Source organism: Sphaerisporangium sp. B11E5, from assembly GCF_039871875.1.
Lineage (GTDB): Bacteria > Actinomycetota > Actinomycetes > Streptosporangiales > Streptosporangiaceae > Sphaerisporangium.
Map to the genome: position 1 here is coordinate 57,981 of NZ_JBDPMD010000044.1, position 21,051 is coordinate 79,031.

Consider the following 21,051-nt stretch of genomic DNA (forward strand, 5'->3'; position numbering starts at 1 on the left):
CGGAGACATCCAGCCGGCCGAGCACTCAGGACGGCAGCCGTGGACCCGGGAGGTAGCCGATGAACCCCAGCCAGGCTCGACCGCGGCCGGAGCCGTTCGACGCGTTGACGCTGCTGCGTGACGCCGGACACCCCATCGAGCTGCTCAGCGAGCGGCAACGTCAGGTGTTCGCCGAGCTCAGCCCGCCTGAGGTCGAACTGCTCAACTCGATCAAGACGCGCCTGGACGCGGTCGCGGGGGAGGTCGAGGGCCAGGAGCTCAAGCTCGTATGAGCGGCAGGGCCGCGGGCCCGGCCCGCCGGCACGTCGTCGTGGTGTTCATCGACCTGGTCGGCTCGACCGAGCTCGCCGAGCGGCTCGACCCCGAACTGCTGCGGCACATCCTTGACCGTTACTACCGGGTCTGTACGACCGGAATAGCCGAGCACGGCGGCGTCGTGGAGAAGTTCATCGGCGACGCCATCATGGCCACGTTCGGCATCCCCGTCAGCAGCGAGGACGACGCCCTGCGCGCCGTCCGCGCCGCGCACGCCGCCGTCGCCGGGGTGCGGCAGCTCAGCGACGAGCTCGCGCCCACGCACGGCATCCGCCTGGACGTCCACGTCGGCATCTCCGCGGGGGAGGCCATCGTCATCGTCTCCCCGGGGTCGGACCTGCGGGTCATCGGGGACACCGTCAACACCGCCGCACGGCTGCAGTCCGCCGCGGGCAACGGCGACATCCTCGTCGGCGACGAGGTGGCGCGCATGGTGCGGGCACAGGCCACCCTGGAGCCGGTGCCGCCGCTCACGCTGAAGGGCAAGAGCGCCCCGGTGCGGGCGTGGCGGCTGCTTTCCCTGGAACCGTACGGGCGGCGGCCCGACGAGGACCAGATCCCGCTGGTCGGGCGCGAGGAGGAGATGGAGCAGCTACGCCAGGCGTACCGGCGCGCCACGCAGGGCCGCCGGTGCTGCGTGGTCACGCTGCTCGGCGTGCCCGGCATCGGCAAGTCCCGCCTGGTGCGCGACTTCACCCAGACATTGCCCGACGACGTCACCGTCCTCACCGGCCGGTGTCTGTCCTACGGCGCGGGCATCACCTACCGGCCGGTCGCCGAGATGCTCGAATCCCTGCAGGCCGACTGGCCGTCCATCGCCCCGGCGCTGGAACCCGCCGGTCTGCGGGCCCTGCGCGGCCTCACCGGCACGTCCTCCGGCCCGGACGGCGAGACCGGCGCCGGCGTCGAGGAGATCTCCCGTGCGGTGCGCTCGCTGTTCGAGGCCCGTGCCTCCGGGCAGCCGCTGGTCGCGGTGTGGGAGGACCTGCACTGGGCCGAGCCCACCCTGCTCGAACTGATCGAGGACCTCGCCACCTGGCTGCTCGACGTGCCGGTGCTCCTGGTGTGCGTGGCCCGCCCCGAGCTGCTGGACGTCCGGCCCACCTGGGGCGGCGGCATGGCGTGCGCCGCGTCCCTGGAGCTCGGGCCGCTCGGCACCATGGAGATGGGGCGGCTCGTCGCCGAGCTGACCGCCGCCCAGGCGGGGGACGCCGAGGTGCTGGCGCACGGCGCCGACCCGCCGTGGCAGCGCATCGCCGACAGCGCCGACGGCAACCCGCTGTTCGCCGAGCTCATGCTGGAGATGCTGATCGAGGAGGGCGAGGACGCGCCGCTGCCCCCCACCATCCAGGCGCTGCTCGGCGCCCGCCTCGACCGGCTCGGCGACGGCGAGCGCGACGTGCTGGAACGCGCCGCGACCATCGGGCACGCCTTCACCGCCGAGGAGATGCGCCTGCTGTTCCAGGACGTCCCCGCCGACCGGCCCCGGCTGGACGACCTGCTGCGGCGCCTGCTGCGCAACCGCATGATCCGGCGCGGCGGGATGCCCGGGGCGTACCAGTTCACCCAGACGCTCACCCGGGATACCGTCTACGCCATGACCCGCAAGGAGTTACGGGCCACCTGGCACCTGGCTCTCGCCGACCGGCTGGCGGAGCGGGCCGGGACACCGAAGGCGGCCGGCGGGCCGTCGCCGGAGTCGTCGGAGTCGCCGGAATCGTTCGAGTCGTTCGAGGAGTCCGCGCAGGGCGACCTCGCGCACCACCTGGAGACCGCGTGCCTGCTCAGGCGCGAGGTCCGGCCGGACGACCCCGGGCTGCCCGTCCTCACCGAGCGGGCCGCCCGCGCGCTGATCGGCGCGGGCACCCAGGCGCTGCACCGCAAGGACCTGCCCGCGGCGCTCGCCCTGCTGGAACGCGGCCGCACGCTGCTGCCCGCGGGCGACCCCGGGCACCGGCCGCTCGCGGTGCGCATCTGCGACGCCGGCCTCGCCCGCGGCGACGGCGACCGGGCGTTCGCCGCGCTCGACATCGCCGAACGCATGCTGCCCGACGACCCCCGCAACCTGCTCACCTGCGCCATCGGGCACGAGACCCTGGCCGTGCGCTTCGGCGTGCGCGCCGCGGCGCTCGACCCGCTGCGCGAACTGCTGCTCGCCGACCCCGCCGACGACCTGAGCTGGTGCCGGTTCTACCAGCTCGAAGCGCTGGTGCACCTCGGCGACGGCCGTTTCGCCGGGGCGGAGGCGGCGCTGCGCGACGGCCTCACCCGGGCACGGAGCCTCGGCGACCGGTACGAGGAGAGCCGCCTGCTCAGCGGGCTGTGCGAGCTGGCGCAGTGGTCGTCCACACCGATCGCCGACGGCCTCGCATTGTGCGAGGACCTCACCACGCGGTTCGCCGGGGACCGCGCGCTCCTGGTGCCCGTCCTGGTCACCAAGGGACGCCTGCTGGCGCTGTCCGGCGAGGTGGACGGCGCCCGCGGGGTGCTCCAGACCGCGGGCCGGTACGCGGGCGACCTGCACCTGGAGCTCGCGGCCACCGCGGTCGTCCAGGTCAGCGGGCTCGTGGCGTCGCTCGCCGGGTGGCACGAGGAGGCCGAGCGGCTGTTCAGGCAGGGCGCCGCCGCGCTGCGCGCCACCGGGCAGACCGGGCCCGCCACCACGCTGGAGACCTACGCCGCCCGCGAACTGCTGCGGCAGGGACGGGTGCCGGAGGCCGCGGCCGAGCTCGACCGGCTGGAGGAGGACGCCGCGCGGCTCCAGTCCCGCGGCGAGCTGACATGGCTCGTGCTGCGCGCGCGGGTGCTGTCGTTCGCCGGCGACCACCGCGCCGCCGTCGCCCTCACCGTGCGGGCCGAGCAACTGCTGGAACGCACCGACGACCCCTGCCTGCGCGGCGACGTGCTGGTGGAGATCGCCGACATCTGCCGCGAGGCGGGCCTGCCCGCCGAGTCCGCCGCCGCGGCCCGCCGCGCGCTGCGCCACTACACCGACAAGGGCGCCGCCCTCCCCGCCGCCCGGGCCCGTGAGCGCCTGGCCGCCCTCGGACTTCCCACGGAGGAGGAAGGCCCGTGACCCCGCTGCCCTGGCGCCGTGAACGGCGGGAGCACTACCCCGGCATGCCCGCCTGGAGCCTCAGCACCTCACGGGCGGCGCTGGAGGAGTTCCACGTCAGCCGCCAGGAGGAGATCACCAAGGAGTGGGCTTACGAGGGGGCCGACGGTACCGGCGTACGGGTCTGCGTGCTCGACACCGGGGTCGAGGGCGCCCACCCCCTCGTCGGCGGGCTCGAACGCTCGCTCGTGGTGTCCCGCGGCGAGGACGACCGCCTGGTCGTCACCGACTGCGACCCGGCGGACCCCGCCGGGCACGGCACCGCCTGCGCCGGCATCGTCAGGTCCATCGCCCCCGGCGCGGCCCTGTCGTCCGTCCGCGTCCTCACCGACGGCAAGGCCGGCACCGGCGCCGCGCTGATCGAAGGCTTGCGCTGGGCCGTCGACGAGGGGTACGACCTCATCAACCTCAGCCTCTCGACCACCCGCAGCGAGTTCCAGCCCGCCCTGCACGAGCTGGCCGACCGCGCGTACTTCCGCCGCTGCCTGCTGGTGGCCTCGGCCCACAACATGCCCGTCCTCAGCTTCCCCTGGACGTTCTCCTCGGTCATCTCGGTCGCCAGCCACGACCAGTCCGACCCGATGACGTACTACTACAACCCCAACCCCCCCGCCGAGTTCTACGCCCGCGGCGTCCGCGTCCCCGTGGCCTGGCCCGGCGGCCGCGAGATCCACAGCACCGGCAACAGCTTCGCCGCCCCCCACATCACCGGCATCTGCGCCCTCATCCTGAGCAAGCACCCATGGATGACCCCGTTCCAGCTCAAATCCGTCCTCTACCTCGCGGCCGACAACGTCACCGCCCTCAACGGAGGCACCCATGTCCACACATGACCCGATGCCCTCCGGCACCGCGATCATCGAACGCCGTCTTCTTCTCTCCATAGTGGACGTCGCCCGCGCCGTCTTCGGTGCCGCCGCCTCCTCGATCTTCCTGGTGGACGAGGAAACCGGCGAGCTGGTCTTCGAAGCGGTGTCCGGCGAAGGCGAGGAACACCTCATCGGCATGCGCTTCCCCCAGGGCACCGGCATCGCCGGCTGGGTGGCCGCCAGCGGCCAGCCCATGATCGCCGACGACCTCCTGGACGCCCCCTTCGCCAGAGACGCCGCCGAATCCACCGGCTACGTCCCCAGCAGCATCATGGCCGCCCCGTTGTTCCGCGGCGAGGAGGTCATCGGCGTCCTGGAAGTCCTCGACCGCTCCACCAGCTTCCGAGGCGAGCTGGCCGACGTCGACCTGCTCTCCCTGGTAGCCGCCCAAGCCGCCTGCGGCCTGGAACTCCTCCTCCGTCTCCGCCACGCCGACGCCGCCATGTCCGGCGCCGACGACGTCCACGTCCTCCTCCAACGCATCGCCACCCGCGTCCCAAGAGGCACCCGCACCCCCCACCCCACGGCACTGAAGCTCCTGGCCGCCGCCGACGAACTCCTCGGCTGACACTTCCTTGCCACGGGCGGCGCCCGGTCTCCTACCGGACTCCCCCCGCCCGCGCGGCCAGATGGTCCTGCAATTCACGATGCCGGAACTGATACGCGACCCCGGCCACCCGCACCAATCCCGCCCCGTGGGCCCAGACCAGGAACCGCCCTAGCCGCCACGGCAACCAAACGGCATTCCAGCGCCGGGTACAAAGAAGCAGGGCCACGTAACGCAAGCCTGCGGAGCCGAGCGTGGGCAAGAACGCGAGCCCGGCCGTCAGCCCGATCGTCAGCCCGACCGCGAGCTCGCCTGCGAGCCCGCCTGCGAGCCCGAACGCGAGCCCGCCCGTGAGCCTGGCGATTAGGTCGGCACGTGGTGGGTCACGAGGTTCTATCGTGCTTATTGTCCTAGTGGTTTCGAGCCCGACTGCCAGCCCGACTGCCAGCCCCCCCCGTAAGCCCGACCGCGAGCCCATCCGTGAGCCCGACCATTAGCCCGATCGTGAGCCCCAGCACGAGCCCGACTGCGAGCGCGACCCCGAGTCCACGGAGGCGCTTGGCGGTTCTGAGCCGGGCTACCCGTACCGGCTCCGGCCAGATGGTTGTCCCGGCCGCGCCTGCCGTCAGACAGGGCACCAGGTACAAGGTGATGACAACGACCTCGATGGCGCTGAGATCCGGTGACAGTAAGTCCACCCCACCGAACGTTGCGGCGGCCAGGGCGAACGGAGCGGCGGTCAGGGCAGCGGTGAGCAGGCGAGGGCGTGTGTTCCCGGCCAGGGGCCACAGTTCGTGCAGGACCAGGTCGGTTCCGGACAGTGGTCGCCCGCCCAGGGCGCGGCGGGTCGCGCTGTTGGTGTGGAGGTAGCGGGCTAGTGTCGCGAGCCATCGGTGTACCTGGTGGGCGTGGGCCCCGCCGGGAGGTGAGGACAGGGCGACGGCGGCCGGGATGAACAGGTCCAGCAGATGGTCGCGGACGGCTTCGGGGGTGTCCAGGGTGGTCAGGTCCGCCGGGTCGCGCACGAAGGCGCCATCAGGGGTGCGTTGTTCGTAGACGACGGCGGTCAGGGTCAGCCGCCAAGGAGTGGACAGGGCCTGGGCCAGCGGGCCGCGCGGGGCGGCCCTGAGAGCGTGGAACACCGGGTGCCAGCGGGCCGGGTCGGTGACGCGGGCGGTCAGGAAGGCGCGGGCCTGGGGGGTCGAGACGGGGGCGACCTCCACGCGGGCGGGAGGTGCCGCCCAGATGCGGGCCTGTTCGAGTGCCTCGTAGTGGGTGCTACGGCAGGTCAGCACGACCGCTCCCTTGGCGCGGCCGTCCTGGTAGGCGTCCAGGGCGCGTAATGTGCGCCCGGCGCGGGAGTCGTACCCGGGGTCGTCGCCGGCGTCCATCTCGTCCAGGCCGTCGATCACCGGGGTGACCAGGCGCGCGGCCACCAGCGCGTGCGCGATGGGCCGCTTGAGGCCGTACACCTCCATCAGGTGCCGCACCAGCCAGGCCTCCACGGCGTCGCCGGTGGCGGCGCCGGTGTCCAGGAGCGCGGCGGAGACGCGTACCGGCACCGGCTCGTCGTCGGCGCGGCCGTCGAGCAGGCCGAGGATCAACTCGACGGCCAGCACGGTCTTGCCGGCGCCGGAGGCGCCGGTGACGACCAGCCGCCGCGGGCGCAGCTCGCGGTAGTAGCCGACGACCCGCGCCAGGCGGCCCTTGGACCGGGCCCCCGCCGTCCCACGGCGGGCGGTGGGCGGGTCCCCGGGGGCGGGGATGAGGGCGAAGTGCACGTCGATGACGGTGTCGCCGTCGCCGAGCAGTTGACGCCGTGCGGCGCTCTCGCTCCGCTTGACCGCCAGCGCCAGCGCTCTGGCCGTCTCCGTCACCGTGGGGGCGGGGAGGCGCAGCGCCTGGAAGGTCAGCCAGAGCGTCACCAGGCTGACCGCGAGGGACACTGTGCTGATCAGGGCACCGAGCGGATCGACGTCACCGGCCTTCAGTTCAGGCAGCACCCGGGAGGCGCCCGCCACGGCCAGGGTCGCTGTGACAAGCGCGAGAACCCCCCATGACCATGCTTTCCCTCGCCTGGTCCTCATGACAGTCGATGATGACGTATCGGGCACAACGTTCACGTGCCTTCATAGCGCTCCGCAGCGAAGCCGTGACGTGTCCGCCGGGGCGTATTAGTTCAGCTTTAGCGGCGGCGCGGAGGATGGGGCGGGGGCCGCGCGGGCGGGTGGCGGCGCGTATCCCCTGGATACCGCACCGGCCGCCCCCGGAGGTGGCCCATGACCGATATCGCGCGGGAGGCGGCGGCCGAGGCTGTGCCCTCGATGCTCACGGAGCCGTTTCCCTGGCCGCGGGGGGTGATCGAACCTCCGCCGCTCTACGCGTGGCTGCGGGAGGAGCGGCCCGTCACCAAGGTGATGACGCGGAACGGGCAGGAGGCCTGGCTGGTCACGCGGTATGACGATGTGCGGGCCGTGCTGGGGGATCGGCGGGTCAGTTCGGATGTCCGTAAGCCCGGGTATCCGAAATTCGGGATCTTCCCGCCCAAGGACGAGGATCGGCCGTTCATCTGGATGGACCCGCCGGAGCATGCCGTCTTCCGGCGGCTGCTCGTCAAGAACTTCCTGGCACGGCGGGTGGAGGCGTACCGGGACCGGATCCAGGCGCTCGTGGACGACAGGATCGACCGGATGCTCGCGGGGGAGCGGCCGGTGGACCTGGTCAAGGCGCTGGCGCTGCCGGTGCCGTCCACCGTGCTCGCGTGGGTGCTGGGGGTGCGGGAGGAGGACCAGGAGTTCTTCAACACCGCCACCGAGCATCTGATGAACCGGAACGACCACACCGATCCGCACGCGCTGGAGCGGGCGTTCAAGGCCGGCATGGAGCTGAGGGGGTACCTCGATCAGCTCATCGGTGAGAGGGAGAAGGCGGACGACCCGGGAGAGGACATCCTCGGGCAGCTCGTCGCGGCGGCGGGGGAAGGGCTCATCGGGCGGAACGATGTGATCAACAGCGGGATGCTGATGATCATCGCCGGCCACGAGACCACCGCCAGCATGATCGCGACCGGCACCATGGTGCTGCTCGGGCACCCGGAGCAGCTCGCTGAGCTGCGGGAACATCCGGCGCTTCTGCCGGGCGCGGTGGAGGAGCTGCTGCGGTACCTCACCGTCGTGCACCTGGTCGTGCTGCGGGTCGCCACCGAGGACATCGAGATCGGCGGGCAGTCGATCAAGGCGGGCGAGGGGATCATCCCGCTGAATTTCTCCGCCAATCGCGACGACGCGCATTACCCGCACGCGGACCGGCTCGATATCCACCGGCCCGCCCGGGACCACATGGCGTTCGGCCACGGAATCCATCAATGCGTCGGGCAGTCGCTGGCGCGGGCCGAGCTCCTGGTGGTCTGGGAGACGTTGCTGCGGCGCATTCCCACCCTGGAGCTGGCAATCCCGGCCGAGGACGTTCCGGCCAAGCTCTTTTCACAGATCAGCGGGGTTTCCGCGCTGCCCGTCACTTGGTGAACGGGCCGTCGTGCGGGGGGCTGCGCGCATATCCGATCCTGGGGCGTGCGGCACCCCATTCAACGGAACGTGACCGATTTGCGGCAGGTGTCACTGATTGTGGGCGATGGGAGGCCTGGTGCCGGTGATCAGCCAGCTTGCCGCGACAGGGGCGGCGCGCCCGGCGAATCCGCACGCCGGCTCCATACCGACCGGTCCGTATGTGCCGGGCGCTGTTAACATGATCAATCCAGATATTTCTTATTTCCTGAAGGAGCGGTCAGAGTGACTGTCCAGCCGCAGTCCCCGGCGCCCTCGGCACCCGTTCCCCTCGCCGGGCACGGGCACGTCCAGCCGATGACGGTCTATTACGACGATCTCGACGCGATGGGACTCGTACACAATTGTAGGTACGCGATCATTCTGGAACGTGCGCTGAGTGAATTCTGGACCGGCCGTGGATTCACCAACAAGAACGGCGCCAGCAATCCCGACGCTTTTCTCGTGGTCGCCGAGTTCTCCATCAAGTATCGAATCCCCGTGCGCGGCACCGGCCAGGTGGACGTGCATTTCCATGTGGAGCGGCTCGGGGACACCAGCGCGGTCTACGCCTTCCGCTTCGTCTCGCCCGACGGTTCCACGGTGCACGCCGAGGGGCGCCGCGTGCACATCCGCATGGATCCCGCCACGTTGAGGCCCACGTCCTGGACCCCGCCGGCCCGTGCCGTGCTCCAGGAGCTGCTGCAGCCGCAGTGACCTCGGGCGGCGTCCTGACGCCGGGTGGCGGCCCGTGCCGCCCGGTGGCGCTCCGTCATGCCCTCATTCGCGAGTGTGCATTGTCGCGTTCATCGCGAAGGGCGCAAAAATGCACGTTCCTCCCGAGTGCTAAGCGGAATGATCTTTGTTGTTGTGCATCAGAACATCAGGGTGTGCTTGGGTACATGTTGCGATCCGGAAGTGGACGGCATTAGGCCACAGATGCGGGTCGTTACGGTGGTATGACGCAGCGAAAGCGAATTGCCTAACTTGCTGTCTGACACTTGCGTTTACAGCAATGGTTGGCTAGCGTCTGCCTTTATAGCAGGTAGCCCGAGGTGTCCAGAGTTCTTACCTGTCTTACGGCCCGCGAGATCCAACAGGGGGATCATTACCGATGAGGCGGACTCATGTCTTTGTGGGTCGCGGACGCTCGCCTCGTCGGACAGCCATGAGGCTTCACCTCGCCAACCTCCCGATTCGCCGTCCTCCCTCAGCCCGAAACCGGGAATTGGCCTGACAATTAGGTCCGAAAAGACGCGCCGATTTATTGCTCGGCGCCCTGACCAACACAGTGTGCCCACCCGGCCCAGGGCTCGGGCACGGCCGCGCCGGCGTCGTCCGTCGCGCGGCGCAGTGGAATCGGCCGAGCCAGGAGTGAAGTGATGGGAGATGAGGGTGCGTACATGGTCGCATCGGAGTGGTCCCACAGGGGCATGTCTGGATCTTCCGGTGCTATCAGGGTGTCCGATGCGATTCTTCAGGGGGAGAGTTGCGTGAGGTATGAAATTTTAGGACCTCTCCGAATAGTTGACGGAGAGACCACCATGTTCATCAGCGCGCGCAAGATCGAGACCGTGCTGGCCATCCTGCTGATCCGCGCCGGGCAGGTGGTCGCGCTGGACCAGCTCATCAGCGAGATCTGGGGAGAGGACCCGCCGCGCCGCGCCGCCGCCGGCATCCACGTCTACATCTCCCAGCTCCGCAAGTTCCTCAACCGCCCGGGGCCAGAGGGAAGCGTGATCGTCACGCGGCCGCCCGGCTACGTCCTGCACATGCACGACGACGAGATCGATGTCGACGCGTTCATGCGGTTGATGAACAAGGGCCGTATGCACGCCAGGGAACGCCGCCACGAGGACGCCGCGATCTGCTTCGAGAACGCCCTGGCCATGTGGCGGGGGCCCGCGGTCGGGGACATCCGCGACGGCTCCACCATCATGGGCTTCGTCACCTGGCTGGAAGAGGCCCGCCTGGAGTGCATCGAGATCTTGATGAACTCCTACCTCGAGCTCGGCCACCACCGCGAACTGGTGGGACGGCTGTACTCCCTGACCCGGGAGTATCCGCTCTACGAGGCGTTCTACCGCCACCTGATGCTCGCCCTGTACCGCTCCGAGCGGCAGGCAGAGGCACTGGCGGTCTACCAGACGGCGCGAAGGGTGCTCAACAGCGAGCTCGGACTGGAGCCCTGCCGCGCGCTGCGGGAGCTGCAGCGCGCCATCCTGACCGCCACCGACGACTTCGGAACCGACCTCCGAGACACCCCTATCAACCTCCTGCCGCGCGGCTGAGCGCCCGGTGCCGAACCGGCACGCGGCCGGGCGGACGGGGGGTTCGGTGAGCGGGCCAGGGACAACGTCCTTTGGAGACTCACAGAAATGTACCGGCGTCTACTCCCTCTCGCGGTGGCGACATTCGCGATCGGGACCGACAGCTTCGTCATCGCGGGCATCCTTCCCGAGGTCGCCCGGTCGCTCGACGTCAGCGTGGGGTCGGCGGGGCAGCTCGTCACCGCCTACGCGCTGACGTACGCGCTGCTCTCCCCGGTCGTCGCGGTCGTCACCGCCCGCTGGTCCCGTGAGCGCCTGCTGCTCACCGGCGTCGGCCTGTTCATCCTCGCCAACGTCGCCGCCGCGGTCGCCCCCACGTTCGCCCTGGTGCTGCTGTCCCGCGTCGTCGCCGGGATCGGCGGCGCGGCCGTCACCCCGGTCGCGCTGGCCGCCGGGGCGTCGCTCGTGCCGCCGGAGAAGCGCGGCACCGCCCTGTCGATCGTGGGCGGCGGCGTCGCGGTGTCCTCGGCGCTCGGCGTGCCGCTCGGCGCGGCCATCGGCGGCTGGTCCGACTGGCGGGCCACCATGTGGTTCGTCGCCGGCCTCGGCCTGATCGCCGCCGTCGGCATCGGCGTGTTCCTGCGCGAGGTCCCGCCGCCGTACCCGCTGACCCTGGCGCAGCGCCTGGCCCCCCTGCGGGACGGCCGCGTCGTGCTGGTGCTCGCCACCACGGTCATCGTGTTCACCGGCAACTTCACGCTGAACGTCTACGTCAGCCAGGCCTTCGCCGGCGCGACCGGCGGCGAGGCCACCACGCTGGCGTTGCTGTTGTTCCTTTCGGGACTGGCCGGCGTCGTCGGCAGCCTGGGGTCGGGCCCGCTGACCGACCGTTTCGGCAGCCGCCGCGTGTTCAACATCGCGGTCGGGGTGTCGATCCTGAACTTCGCCCTGCTGCCCTGGACCAGCGCCGGCCTCGGCATCGCGATCGCCGCGGTCATCGTCTGGGGCGTGTTCGGCTGGTCCCAGCTCGTGCCCCAGCAGCACCGCCTGATCGTCATCTCCCCGCAGTCCGCCCCGCTCGCCCTGTCGCTGAACAGCTCGGTGGTCTTCATCGGCGCGTCCCTGTCCGGCGTGGTCGGCGCCGTCGCCCTCTCGATGATCGACGCCCGCTACCTGGGTTTCGTCGGCGCCGCCTTCTTCGCCGTCGGCCTCGTCGTCGCGCAGGTGGCCGACGCGGCCATCGCCCGCCGCGCCGCCCCCGCCGCGCCGCCCGCCACCGCGGCCCCGGAGCCGTCGGCCGGCTGAAGGGTCCCTGCGACACCGCCGGGCGCACCCTCTCTCGGGGGTGCGCCCGGCGTGTTCTTATATTCATCCCTTCGTGCGGACTTCGCGCAGGTACGGCTCCAGGGCCGGGGTGGCGTGCTCGAAGGGACGACGCCGGGCGCACCCTCCGTGGCAGGAGGGCGCGCCCGATGGGTCTGTCGAGTTCAGCTCTTCGCGAGGGCTTCGCGCAGGTAGGGCACGAGGGCCGCCGGGGTGGTGTGCTCGAAGATGGCCTTCAGCGGGAGCGCGAGGCCGGTGGCCGCGCGCAGCAGGTTGTTCAGCTGCAACGCGGTCAGCGACGTGAAGCCGGAGTCGAAGAAACCGGCGTGCGCGTCGATCGCTTCCGGCGAGTCGTGGCCGAGGGCCGCGGCCGCCTGGCTGGTCACCAGTTCGAGCAGGATGGCGTCCCGCTCGTCCGGGGCCGCGTCCGCGAGCCGCCGCCGCAGCTTCGCCGCGCCGTCCCCCGGCTGCCCTCCCGTGGCGCCCGTGGCGAAGTCGTCGATGAACGCCCGCGCCTCCGGCAGGTCCCGCACCAGCGCCGTGCGAACCGGGGCGAACAGCGCCCAGTCGATGTCGGCGACGATGACCGCGGCCTCCGGCCTGTTCAACGCGGCCCCCACCACCGCCGGCCGCGCCGGTACGGCCCGCAACCCGTGCGGCACCGGCGTGACCCCGTCCGGCCGCGTCCACGCCACCGAGACCCCCGCGAGCCCTTCGGCCCGCCGCCGCGCCGCCAGCGCGTTCAACGACGCGGTGACCGGCGAGTCCAGCGCCCCCGACACCGGAGAGAACATCACGAAGGCCGGCAACGGCAGCCCCCGCGTCAACTCGTCCAACACCAGCGCCGCCCCCACCGCCTCCCGCACCCCGTCCTCAGACGGCAGCACCCCCGTCTCCCCGCCTTCCCGCAGCGGCGCCGCATGCACCACCACGGTCAGCGGATGCTCGGCCGGCACCCCGGCCAGCAACGCCGCCATGGCCTCCCGATCCCCCGGATCCACCGCGGCATGCCACACCTGGAAGCCGTCCCCGTGCCGGTCCCCGCCGATCGCGGCCAGCTCCGCCAGCAGATCCCCCATACCGGATATATCCGAAATGTCGGAGGCGCCGACGGGGTGGGGCTCGATCACGGTGGCTGGGGTGACGATGGTGGTGTCCGGGGGTGTGGTGGTGTCCGGAGGCGCAATGGCGGTGCCGGTGGCTGTGGTGGTGGTGTCCGGAGGTGCGATGGCGGTGCCGGTGGCTGTGGTGGTGGTGTCCGGAGGTGCGATGGCGGTGCCGGTGGCTGTGGTGGTGGTGTCCGGAGGTGCGATGGCGGTGCCGGTGGCTGTGGTGGTGGTGTCCGGAGGGGCGGTGGCTGGGGTGGCAGTGGTGGTGTTCCCCGGGGTGGTCGAGGGGATGGACCCGGTCCTGGAGATGTCGGTGGTCGTTTCCGGTAGCAGGTCGCCTATACCGGATATATGCGAAATATCGGATAAGGCGAGGGGGTGGAGATCGTCCACGGTCGCTGGGGTGGGGCTGACCCTGTTCGCAGGAGTGGTGGCGGTTTCCTGGACGGCAGGGGTGGTGGCGGTTTCGTGGACGGCAGGGGTGGTGGCGGTTTCGTGGACGGCAGGGGTGGTGGCGGTTTCGTGGACGGCAGGGGTGGTGGCGGTTTCGTGGACGGCAGGGGTGGTGGCGGTTTCCTGGACGGCAGGGGTGGTGGTCGGGGGGCCGGTCAGGATGAGGTGGCGAGTGCCGTTGGCGGCGAGCCAGCGGGCCGTCTGGGCGCCTATCGGGGTGTCGGCGCCGGTGACGAGGGCGGTGCCGCCGGGTTCCCAGGTGCGGGGGGTGCGGCCGGGGGTGCGGGCCAGGCGCAGGGCGTAGGTGCCGGTGCCGCGGATGGCCAGGTGGGTCTCGCCGTCCAGTGCGGTGAGGGCCTCGCCCAGGCGGCGCCGGGCCCGGTCGTCGAAGGTGTCGGGCAGGTCGAGCACGCCGCCCTGGCGGCCGGGGCGGCCGAGGGCCACGAGCTGGCCGAGGGACCACAGCCGCGCCTGCTCGGGGTCGGGCTCCGGGTCCCGCGTCCCCGTGGTCACCGCGCCCCTGGTGAGCAGCCACAGCGGCGCCTCGGCGCCGACGGCGTCCAGCGCACGCAGCAGTGCCGCGGTGAGCGCCGGGGTGCCGGCGGAGCCGTCGGGAACCGCGTCGCCGCCGGGCGTGGAGGCGTCGGCGGACCTGGCCGGGGCGGCGCCTCCGACGGGCGCCGGGGCGTGCGGGGACTCGTCCGCGGCGGTGCCGCTGCCGGGAGCGGCGGCGGAATTGCCCGGGGCGGTGCCGTCGCCGGGAGCGGCGGCGGAATTGCCCGGGGCGGTGCCGTCGCCGGGAGCGGCGGCGGAATTGCCCGGGGCGGTGCCGCTGTCGGGAGCGGCGGCGGATTCGCCCGGGGCGGTGCCGTTGCCGGGGGCGGCGGTGGGCTTGTCCGGGGCGGTGCCCTGGCCGGGTGCGGGGGTGACGGTCGAGGTTGTGCCGGTGGTGGGGGGCGTCAGGGCCAGGAGGGACAGGATGCCGGTCAGGGGGCGGCCGGACAGGGCTGTTCTCAGTTCGTCGGCCACCTTGTCGCCGGGGGTGCCGGGGGTGAGGCGTAGTTCGGTGGGTTCGGCGCCGCGGGTGGTCAGTTCCTCGGCTGTGGCGGCGGCGAGGCCGTCCGGCAGGCCGGGGGATGTGACGATCAGCCAGGTGCCGGAGAAGGTGTGGGACGGGCCGGGAGGGACCGGCTTCCAGGTCAGCTCGTACCACCAGTCCTTCTGGCGGTGCCATGCCGACAGGGCGGGGAGCAGGGCGGCCAGGGAGGCGCGTTCGGGGCCGTCCAGGTCCAGCAGGCCTGCCACGGTGTGGGCGTCCTCGCCGGCTACGGCGGCCCAGAAGCCGGACTCGGCGGGGGAGGTGTCCGGGCGGGCGGCGGCCTCCTCGGCGCGTAGCCAGTAGCGGCGGCGCTGGAAGGGGTACGTGGGCAGTGTCACCGCGGGGGCGGGGTCCTCGCCGTACGCGGGGCGCCAGTCGACCGGGGCGCCGGTGACGAACATCGTCGCCAGGGCGGCCATCAGGGACCGGGTCTCCGAACGGCCGTCCGCCAGGGCCGCCACCGCGCGGAAGCCGGGCTCGCCGGGTTCGGCGCCTTCGGCGGTGTCCGCCAGGCAGTGGTGGATCAGTGTGGTGAGGGTGCCGTCCGGGCCGAGTTCCAGGTACCGGGTGACCTGGCGTTCCCGCAGGTACCCGACGCCGTCGGCGAACCGGACGGTGCCGCGCAGGTGCCGGGCCCAGTAGGCGGGGTCGGACAGCTCGGCGGCGCCGGCGGGCCGCCCGGTGAGGTTGGAGATCACCGGGATACGCGGCTCGCCGTAACTCAGACCGGCCGCGATCTCACGGAACTCGTCGAGGACGGCGTCCATGTGCGGCGAGTGGAAGGCGTGGCTGACCCGCAGCCGCTTGGCCTTGCGTCCCTGGCCGCGCCAGCCGCGCGCCACGTCCAGCGCGGTTCGCTGGTCCCCGGAGATGACGGTGATGGCGGGGCTGTTGACCGCCGCCACGGACACCAGGTCCTCGTGCCCGGCGAGCGTGGCCCGCACCTCCGCCTCGGTGGCGTGCACGGCGATCATGGCGCCGCCCGCCGGGGCCTCCTGCATCAGGCGCGCCCGGGTGGCCACCAGCAGGCACGCGTCCGGCAGGGACAACACCCCGGCCAGGTGCGCGGCGGTGAGCTCGCCGACAGAGTGCCCGATCAGGTAGTCCGGGCGCAGGCCGAACGCCTCCGCCTGCCGGTACAGCGCCACCTGCAGGGCGAACAGCGCGGGCTGCGCGTACCGTGTCTGGTCCAGCAGCCGCGCCGTCTCCGGGGCGGTGGAGAACACGACCTCGCGCAGCGGCCGCGGCAGCAGCGGGTCGATGTGGTCGCAGACCTCGTCGTACGCGGCGGTGAACACCGGCAGCGTCCCGTGGAGCTGCCCGCCCATGCCGGGACGCTGGCTGCCCTGCCCGGTGAACGCGAACGCCGTCTTGCCGTCGTCGGCCCGCCCGGTGACGACGTCCGCCGCCGGGGTGCCGCGCGCCAGCGTCCGGAGCCGCCCCAGGCCGTGCTCGCGGTCCCCGGCGAGCACCACGGCCCGGTGGTCGAACACGGCCCGCGCGGTGGCCAGCGCGTGCCCGACCCCGGCCACGGTGGCCGCCGGGTCCCGGTCCAGGTGCCCGGCCAGCCGCTCCGCCTGCGCGGCGAGCGCCTCTTTGCTCTTGGCGCTCACCGGCAACGGCACGGGCACCGGTGCGGTGCCGACGACGGCGGCTCCCGCCGTCAACGGCCCGGCGTCGCCGCCTTCCTCCTCGGGCGACGGGGCGGGCGGCTCCTCCAGGATGAGGTGGGCGTTGGTGCCGCTGATGCCGAAGGACGAGACGGCGGCGCGGCGCGGGTGCCCGTTCCGGCTCCACTGGCGGGTCTCGGTGAGCAGCTCGACGGACCCGGTGTCCCACTCGACGTGCGGGGTGGGGCGGTCCACGTGCAACGTGCGGGGCAGGCGGCCGTGGTGGAACGCCTGCGTCATCTTGATGATCCCGGCGACGCCCGCGGCGGCCTGCGTGTGCCCGATGTTGGACTTGACGGACCCGAGCAGCAGCGGGTGCCCGGCGGGCCGGCCCTGCCCGTACGTCGCGAGCAGTGCTTTGGCCTCGATCGGGTCGCCGAGCGTGGTCCCCGTGCCGTGCGCCTCGACGACGTCCACGTCCGCCGGGGTCAGCCCGGCGCTCGCCAGCGCCTGCCGGATCACCCGCTCCTGCGCGGGCCCGTTGGGCGCGGTCAGGCCGTTGCTGGCGCCGTCCTGGTTGACCGCGGAGCCGCGGATCAGCGCCAGCACCGGGTGGCCGTTGCGCCGCGCCACCGACAGCCGTTCCAGCAGGAGCAGCCCCGCGCCCTCGCTCCACGCGGTGCCGTCGGCCGCCGCGGCGAACGACTTGCACCGGCCGTCGGGGGACAGGCCGCGCTGCCGGCTGAACTCCACGAAGGTGTGCGGCGTGGCCATCACGGTGACCCCGCCGGCCAGCGCCAGTTCGCACTCCCCGCTGCGCAGCGCCCGCGCCGCCAGGTGCACCGCCACCAGCGACGACGAGCACGCGGTGTCCACGGTCAGCGCGGGCCCGTGCAGCCCGAGCGTGTAGGCGAGGCGCCCGGTGGCGACCGACCCCGCGTTCCCGGTGCTGATGTACCCCTCGAACTCCGGGGGGATCGTGGTCAGCCGGGTCGCGTAGTCGGTGTAGATGAGCCCGGCGAACACGCCGGTGTCGCTGCCGCGCAGCGAGCCGGGGTCGATGCCGGCCCGCTCGAACGCCTCCCACGCCGTCTCGAGCAGCAGCCGCTGCTGGGGGTCCATGGCGAGGGCCTCGCGGGGGGAGATGCCGAAGAACGCCGGGTCGAAGTCCGCCGCGTCGTGCAGGAAGCCTCCGGTGCGGGTGTAGGTGGTGCCGGGCCGCTCGGGGTCGGGGTCGTACAGCCCGTGCAGGTCCCAGCCGCGGTCGGCGGGGAAGTCACCGATCGCGTCGGTGCCCGAGTCGACCAGTTCCCACAGGTCCTCCGGGGAACGCACGCCGCCGGGGAACCGGCACGCCATGCCCACGACCGCGATGGGTTCGAGGTCGCGCGACTCGGCGTCGGCGAGGCGCAGGCGTGTCTCGTGCAGGTTGGCCGTCACCCATTTCAGGTAGTCGACCAGTTGCTCGGTGCCCGTCACGCGGATCCGTTCCTTTCAGTCGAAGGCCCCGTACGCAGGGCCAGGTCGGCCGCCCGGCCGAGGTCGTGGTCGATGAACGCCAGGATCTCCTCGACCGACGCCTGCTCGATGCGGGCCGCGGTCTCGGCGAGCTCGGACGCCCGCTGGGAGTCGCTCCACTTGGTCATCAGGCCCCGCAGCCGCGCGTCCACCGCCGCGCGCACCTGGTCGTGCGCGCCGAGCCCGGCCAGGCGCCGTTCCAGGCGCTCCAGGTCGGCCAGCACGGGCGGCGGCCCGTCCTGCGGGGCCGGGGCCAGGCGGGTCAGCAGGTACCCGGCCAGCGACGACGGCGTGGGGTGGTCGAACACCACCGTGGTGGGCAGGCGCAGCCCGGTGACCGCGTTGATGCGGTTGCGCAGCTCGATGCCGGTCAGTGAGTCGAAACCGAGGTCCTTGAACGCCTGCGACGGGTCGATGCCGCCCGGCGAGGCGTGCCCGAGCACCGTGGCCGCGACGCCGCGCACCAGTTCCTCCACCGCCCGGCCGCGTTCCTCGGCGGGCATGGCGGCCATGCGGTCCTGCCACGACCGGTCCCGCACGGCCGCCGCCGCCCGCCGCCGGGTCGCGGCAGGGGCGAGGTCCCGCAGGATCGGCGGCGCCGGGCTGACCGGGGTGATGGTGGCGGGCACGAGGTGGGGGCCGGTGTGCGTGGTGGCGGCGGTGTAGTGGGCGAGCGCCTGCGCGGTGGTGAGGGGACGCAGGCCGCCGCGGGTGAGCCGGGTGTGGTCGGTGCCGCTGAGCTGCCCGGTCATCGTGCTGGTCTGCTCCCACAGGCTCCAGCCGAGGCTGGTGGCGACCTGGTTGCGGGTGTGGCGGTGGTGGGCGAGGGCGTCGAGGAAGGTGTTGGCGGCGGCGTAGCCGGCCTGTCCCGGGGTGCCGATGGTGGCGGTGATGGAGGAGAACAGGACGAACCGCTCCAGGTCGAGGTGCTGGGTCTGGGTGTGCAGGTTGTGGGCGGCGATGATCTTGGGGAGCAGGACGGCGTCCACCTGCTCGGGGGTGAGGTTCTCGACGGTGGCGTCGGCCAGCACGCCGGCCGCGTGCACGACGGCGGACAGCGGGTGCTCGGGCGGGACGGTGTCCAGCAGGCGCCGCACCGCCGCCGGGTCGGTGACGTCGCAGGCGGCCAGGGTGGCCTCGGCGCCGAGCCCGGCCAGCTCGGCCTGGAGCTCGCGGGCGCCCGGGGCGTCCGGGCCCTGGCGGCTGGTCAGGAGCAGGTGGCGCACGCCGTGCTCGGTGACCAGGTGGCGGGCGAGCAGCGCGCCGAGGGTGCCGGTGCCGCCGGTGACGAGCGTGGTGCCGTCCCCCGTGGGAACGGTGACGACGATCTTGCCGGTGTGGCGGCCGGTCTGGAGGTGACGCAGCGCCTGGCGGATGTGGGTGACCGGCCACGTGGTGGTCGGGAGCGGCTGCAGACGGCCCTGGCCGAAGAGCTCGCCGAGGAGGGTGAGGATCTGGTTGAGGCGGTCCGGCCCGGCGTCGGTGAGGTCGAACGGCTGGTAGCTGGTGCCGGGGTGCTCGGCGGGGATGCCCGGCCGGATGTCGATCTTGCCCATCTCGACGAAGTGGCCGGTTCCGTTGAGCAGGCGCAGTGAGGCGTCGATGGCTTGTCCGGTGAGGGAGTTGATGACGGTGTCGATGCGGGCGTCGCGGAAGTGGTGTTCGAACTCGGTGGTGCGGGAGTTGGCGCGGCGTTCGGGGGCGACGCCGTTCTCCAGGAGCACGCCCCACTTGGACGGGTGCGCGGTGGCGTAGACGGTGGCGCCGAGGTGGCGGGCGAGCTGGGTGGCGGCCTGGCCGACACCACCGGCGGCGGCGTGGATCAGGACGTTGTCCCCGGGCCGGGTGCCCGCGAGGTCCACCAGGGCGTAGTAGGCCGTGGCGAACGCGACCGGGGTGGCGGCGGCCTCGGGGAAGCCCCAGCCGTCCGGCATCGGGACGACGAGGCGGGCGTCGGTGACGGCCGTGGGGGCCGTCGAGTGGGGCACCAGGCCCATGACCTTGTCGCCGACCCGGTGGGTGGTGACGCCGGGGCCCACCTCGGTGATGACCCCCGCCGCCTCGCTGCCGATGACCGTGGGGCCGGGGTAGAGGTCGAGGGTCATCAGCAGGTCGCGGAAGTTGACGCCCGCGGCCCGGACGTCCAGCCTGACCTCGCCGGCCCGCAGGGGCGGTGTGTCGGCGCCGGTGACCGTGAGTCCGTCGATGGTGCCGGGGCCGGTGACCTCCAGGCGCCAGGGCCCTTCCCTCGGGACGACCAGTGCGTCCCCCGTGGACGGGGTGGCGGTCAGGCGGGGGACCAGGACACGGCCGTCACGGAGGGCGGCCTGGGGTTCGTCCGCCTCGACCAGCCCGCCGATCACGGACAGGTCCGGCGTGCCGCCCGGGGGGAGGTCGAGGAGGAGGAACCGGTCGGGGTTCTCGTTCTGGGCGCTGCGCACCAGCCCCCAGAGGGGGGCGGTGACGAGGTCGACGTCCTGGGTGGTGTCCACCGGGGCGGCCCCTGTGGTGGCGACGACGAGTCGTGTGTCGGCCAGGCGGTCGTCCTTGAGCCACCGCTGGAGCAGCTCGACCCCCTGGTGGACGGCCGTCCGTGCCGCCCGCGCGACGTCCGGGTGCCCCCCCGCGGCGGTGAACGCCGTGCTGACGACGACCGGCGGGGCCGGGGTGCCGGCGGCGAGGGCCCGCTGGAAGGCGTCCAGGTCGGGGTAGTGGTCGCCCGGGACGTCCGCGAGCGGCGGCCCGACGACCGCCCACCGCTGGTCCGGAGACGTCGCGGGCAGGGGGAGCGGTGTCCAGGTGACGCGGTACAGCGGCTCGCCCGGCGTGAGCGGTGTGTCGGTGGCCGCGCGCAAGGTGATGGTGTCGATGGTGGCGACCGGTGCGCCCGCCGGATCGGTGAGCGTCAGCCGGTAGGTGGTGTCCCCGGTCGGCGTCAGTTCGGCCCGCACCTGGGTGGCACCGGTGGCGTACAGCCGGATGCCGCTGAACGAGAACGGCAGCAGCCGCCCCCCGCCGGGCCGCGCGGTGAGCAGGTGCACCGCGATGGGGTGCAGGGCCGCGTCCAGCAGCGCGGGGTGGATAGGGTGCCCACTGGCGGGCTCCAGCCCGCCGTGCTGGGTGGTGGCGGGCTCCAGCCCGCCGTGCTGGGTGGTGGCGGGCTCCAGCCCGCCGTGCTGGGTGGTGGCGGGCTCCAGCCCGCCGTGCTGGGTGGTGGCGGGCTCCAGCCCGCCGTGCTGGGTGGTGGCGGGCTCCAGCCCGCCGTGCTGGGTGGTGGCGGG

The 21,051-nt window shown here is 72.8% G+C and carries 12 protein-coding genes; 9 read left to right on the forward strand and 3 right to left on the reverse strand.

Annotated features, from left to right (window positions below; all coding sequences use genetic code 11):
* Positions 1-59 precede the first annotated feature (59 nt).
* Genes ABGB17_RS30285 through ABGB17_RS30300 form a run of 4 tightly spaced genes read left to right on the forward strand, consistent with a single transcriptional unit; the run spans position 60 to position 4,867 of the window.
* Positions 60-272, forward strand: a complete 213-nt coding sequence (locus ABGB17_RS30285) for an aroma-sacti cluster domain-containing protein (RefSeq protein WP_347635620.1) — start codon at positions 60-62, stop codon at positions 270-272.
* Positions 269-3,391, forward strand: coding sequence for an AAA family ATPase (locus tag ABGB17_RS30290; RefSeq protein WP_347635622.1), 3,123 nt, complete (start codon positions 269-271; stop codon positions 3,389-3,391). The genes ABGB17_RS30285 and ABGB17_RS30290 overlap by 4 nt, the downstream gene beginning before the upstream one ends.
* Complete coding sequence (locus ABGB17_RS30295; protein WP_347635624.1) at positions 3,388-4,263, forward strand: S8 family serine peptidase; 876 nt, start codon at positions 3,388-3,390, stop codon at positions 4,261-4,263. The genes ABGB17_RS30290 and ABGB17_RS30295 overlap by 4 nt, the downstream gene beginning before the upstream one ends.
* On the forward strand, positions 4,250-4,867 hold the full coding sequence (locus tag ABGB17_RS30300) for a GAF domain-containing protein (RefSeq protein WP_347635626.1): 618 nt from the start codon (positions 4,250-4,252) through the stop codon (positions 4,865-4,867). The genes ABGB17_RS30295 and ABGB17_RS30300 overlap by 14 nt, the downstream gene beginning before the upstream one ends.
* A gap of 389 nt (positions 4,868-5,256) precedes the next feature.
* On the opposite strand, the gene ABGB17_RS30305 is transcribed toward ABGB17_RS30300, so the two are convergent.
* A complete protein-coding gene (locus ABGB17_RS30305; protein ID WP_347635628.1) occupies positions 5,257-6,933 on the reverse strand; it encodes an NACHT domain-containing protein in 1,677 nt (558 codons plus the stop codon).
* Between the two features lie 192 nt (positions 6,934-7,125).
* Between ABGB17_RS30305 and ABGB17_RS30310 the strand changes: the two genes are divergently transcribed.
* The 5 genes from ABGB17_RS30310 to ABGB17_RS30330 all read left to right on the forward strand — a co-directional run bounded on the left by ABGB17_RS30310 (position 7,126) and on the right by ABGB17_RS30330 (position 11,963).
* A complete protein-coding gene (locus ABGB17_RS30310) occupies positions 7,126-8,370 on the forward strand; it encodes a cytochrome P450 (RefSeq protein WP_347635630.1) in 1,245 nt (414 codons plus the stop codon).
* Between the two features lie 118 nt (positions 8,371-8,488).
* The gene (locus ABGB17_RS30315; RefSeq protein WP_347635632.1) at positions 8,489-8,638 is read left to right on the forward strand and encodes a hypothetical protein; all 150 of its coding nucleotides are present in this window, start codon (positions 8,489-8,491) and stop codon (positions 8,636-8,638) included.
* Positions 8,635-9,105 carry a thioesterase family protein gene (locus tag ABGB17_RS30320; RefSeq protein ID WP_347635634.1) on the forward strand — a complete coding sequence of 157 codons (471 nt, stop codon included), beginning with the start codon at positions 8,635-8,637 and terminating at the stop codon, positions 9,103-9,105. Before ABGB17_RS30315 ends, ABGB17_RS30320 begins: the two co-directional genes overlap by 4 nt.
* Before the next feature lie 827 nt (positions 9,106-9,932).
* Positions 9,933-10,679 carry an AfsR/SARP family transcriptional regulator gene (locus ABGB17_RS30325; RefSeq protein ID WP_347635636.1) on the forward strand — a complete coding sequence of 249 codons (747 nt, stop codon included), beginning with the start codon at positions 9,933-9,935 and terminating at the stop codon, positions 10,677-10,679.
* A 114-nt stretch (positions 10,680-10,793) separates the two neighbouring features.
* Positions 10,794-11,963 (forward strand): MFS transporter, encoded by a 1,170-nt coding sequence (locus ABGB17_RS30330; RefSeq protein WP_347635638.1) that lies wholly within the window; start codon positions 10,794-10,796, stop codon positions 11,961-11,963.
* Between the two features lie 182 nt (positions 11,964-12,145).
* On the opposite strand, the gene ABGB17_RS30335 is transcribed toward ABGB17_RS30330, so the two are convergent.
* A complete protein-coding gene (locus ABGB17_RS30335; protein WP_347635640.1) occupies positions 12,146-17,731 on the reverse strand; it encodes a beta-ketoacyl synthase N-terminal-like domain-containing protein in 5,586 nt (1,861 codons plus the stop codon).
* Positions 17,728-21,051, reverse strand: a 3,324-nt coding sequence (locus ABGB17_RS30340) for an SDR family NAD(P)-dependent oxidoreductase (RefSeq protein ID WP_347635642.1), incomplete at its 5' end; no start/stop codon positions are given. The genes ABGB17_RS30340 and ABGB17_RS30335, both read right to left, overlap by 4 nt.

Excerpts from the sequence above, each read along its gene's own strand:
- ABGB17_RS30285 (WP_347635620.1), top strand. The coding sequence starts at position 60 with ATGAACCCCAGCCAGGCTCGACCGCGGCCGGAGCCGTTCGACGCGTTG.
- ABGB17_RS30290 (WP_347635622.1), top strand. The coding sequence starts at position 269 with ATGAGCGGCAGGGCCGCGGGCCCGGCCCGCCGGCACGTCGTCGTGGTG.
- ABGB17_RS30300 (WP_347635626.1), top strand. The coding sequence starts at position 4,250 with ATGTCCACACATGACCCGATGCCCTCCGGCACCGCGATCATCGAACGC.
- ABGB17_RS30305 (WP_347635628.1), bottom strand. The coding sequence starts at position 6,933 with ATGAGGACCAGGCGAGGGAAAGCATGGTCATGGGGGGTTCTCGCGCTT.
- ABGB17_RS30310 (WP_347635630.1), top strand. The coding sequence starts at position 7,126 with ATGACCGATATCGCGCGGGAGGCGGCGGCCGAGGCTGTGCCCTCGATG.
- ABGB17_RS30325 (WP_347635636.1), top strand. The coding sequence starts at position 9,933 with ATGTTCATCAGCGCGCGCAAGATCGAGACCGTGCTGGCCATCCTGCTG.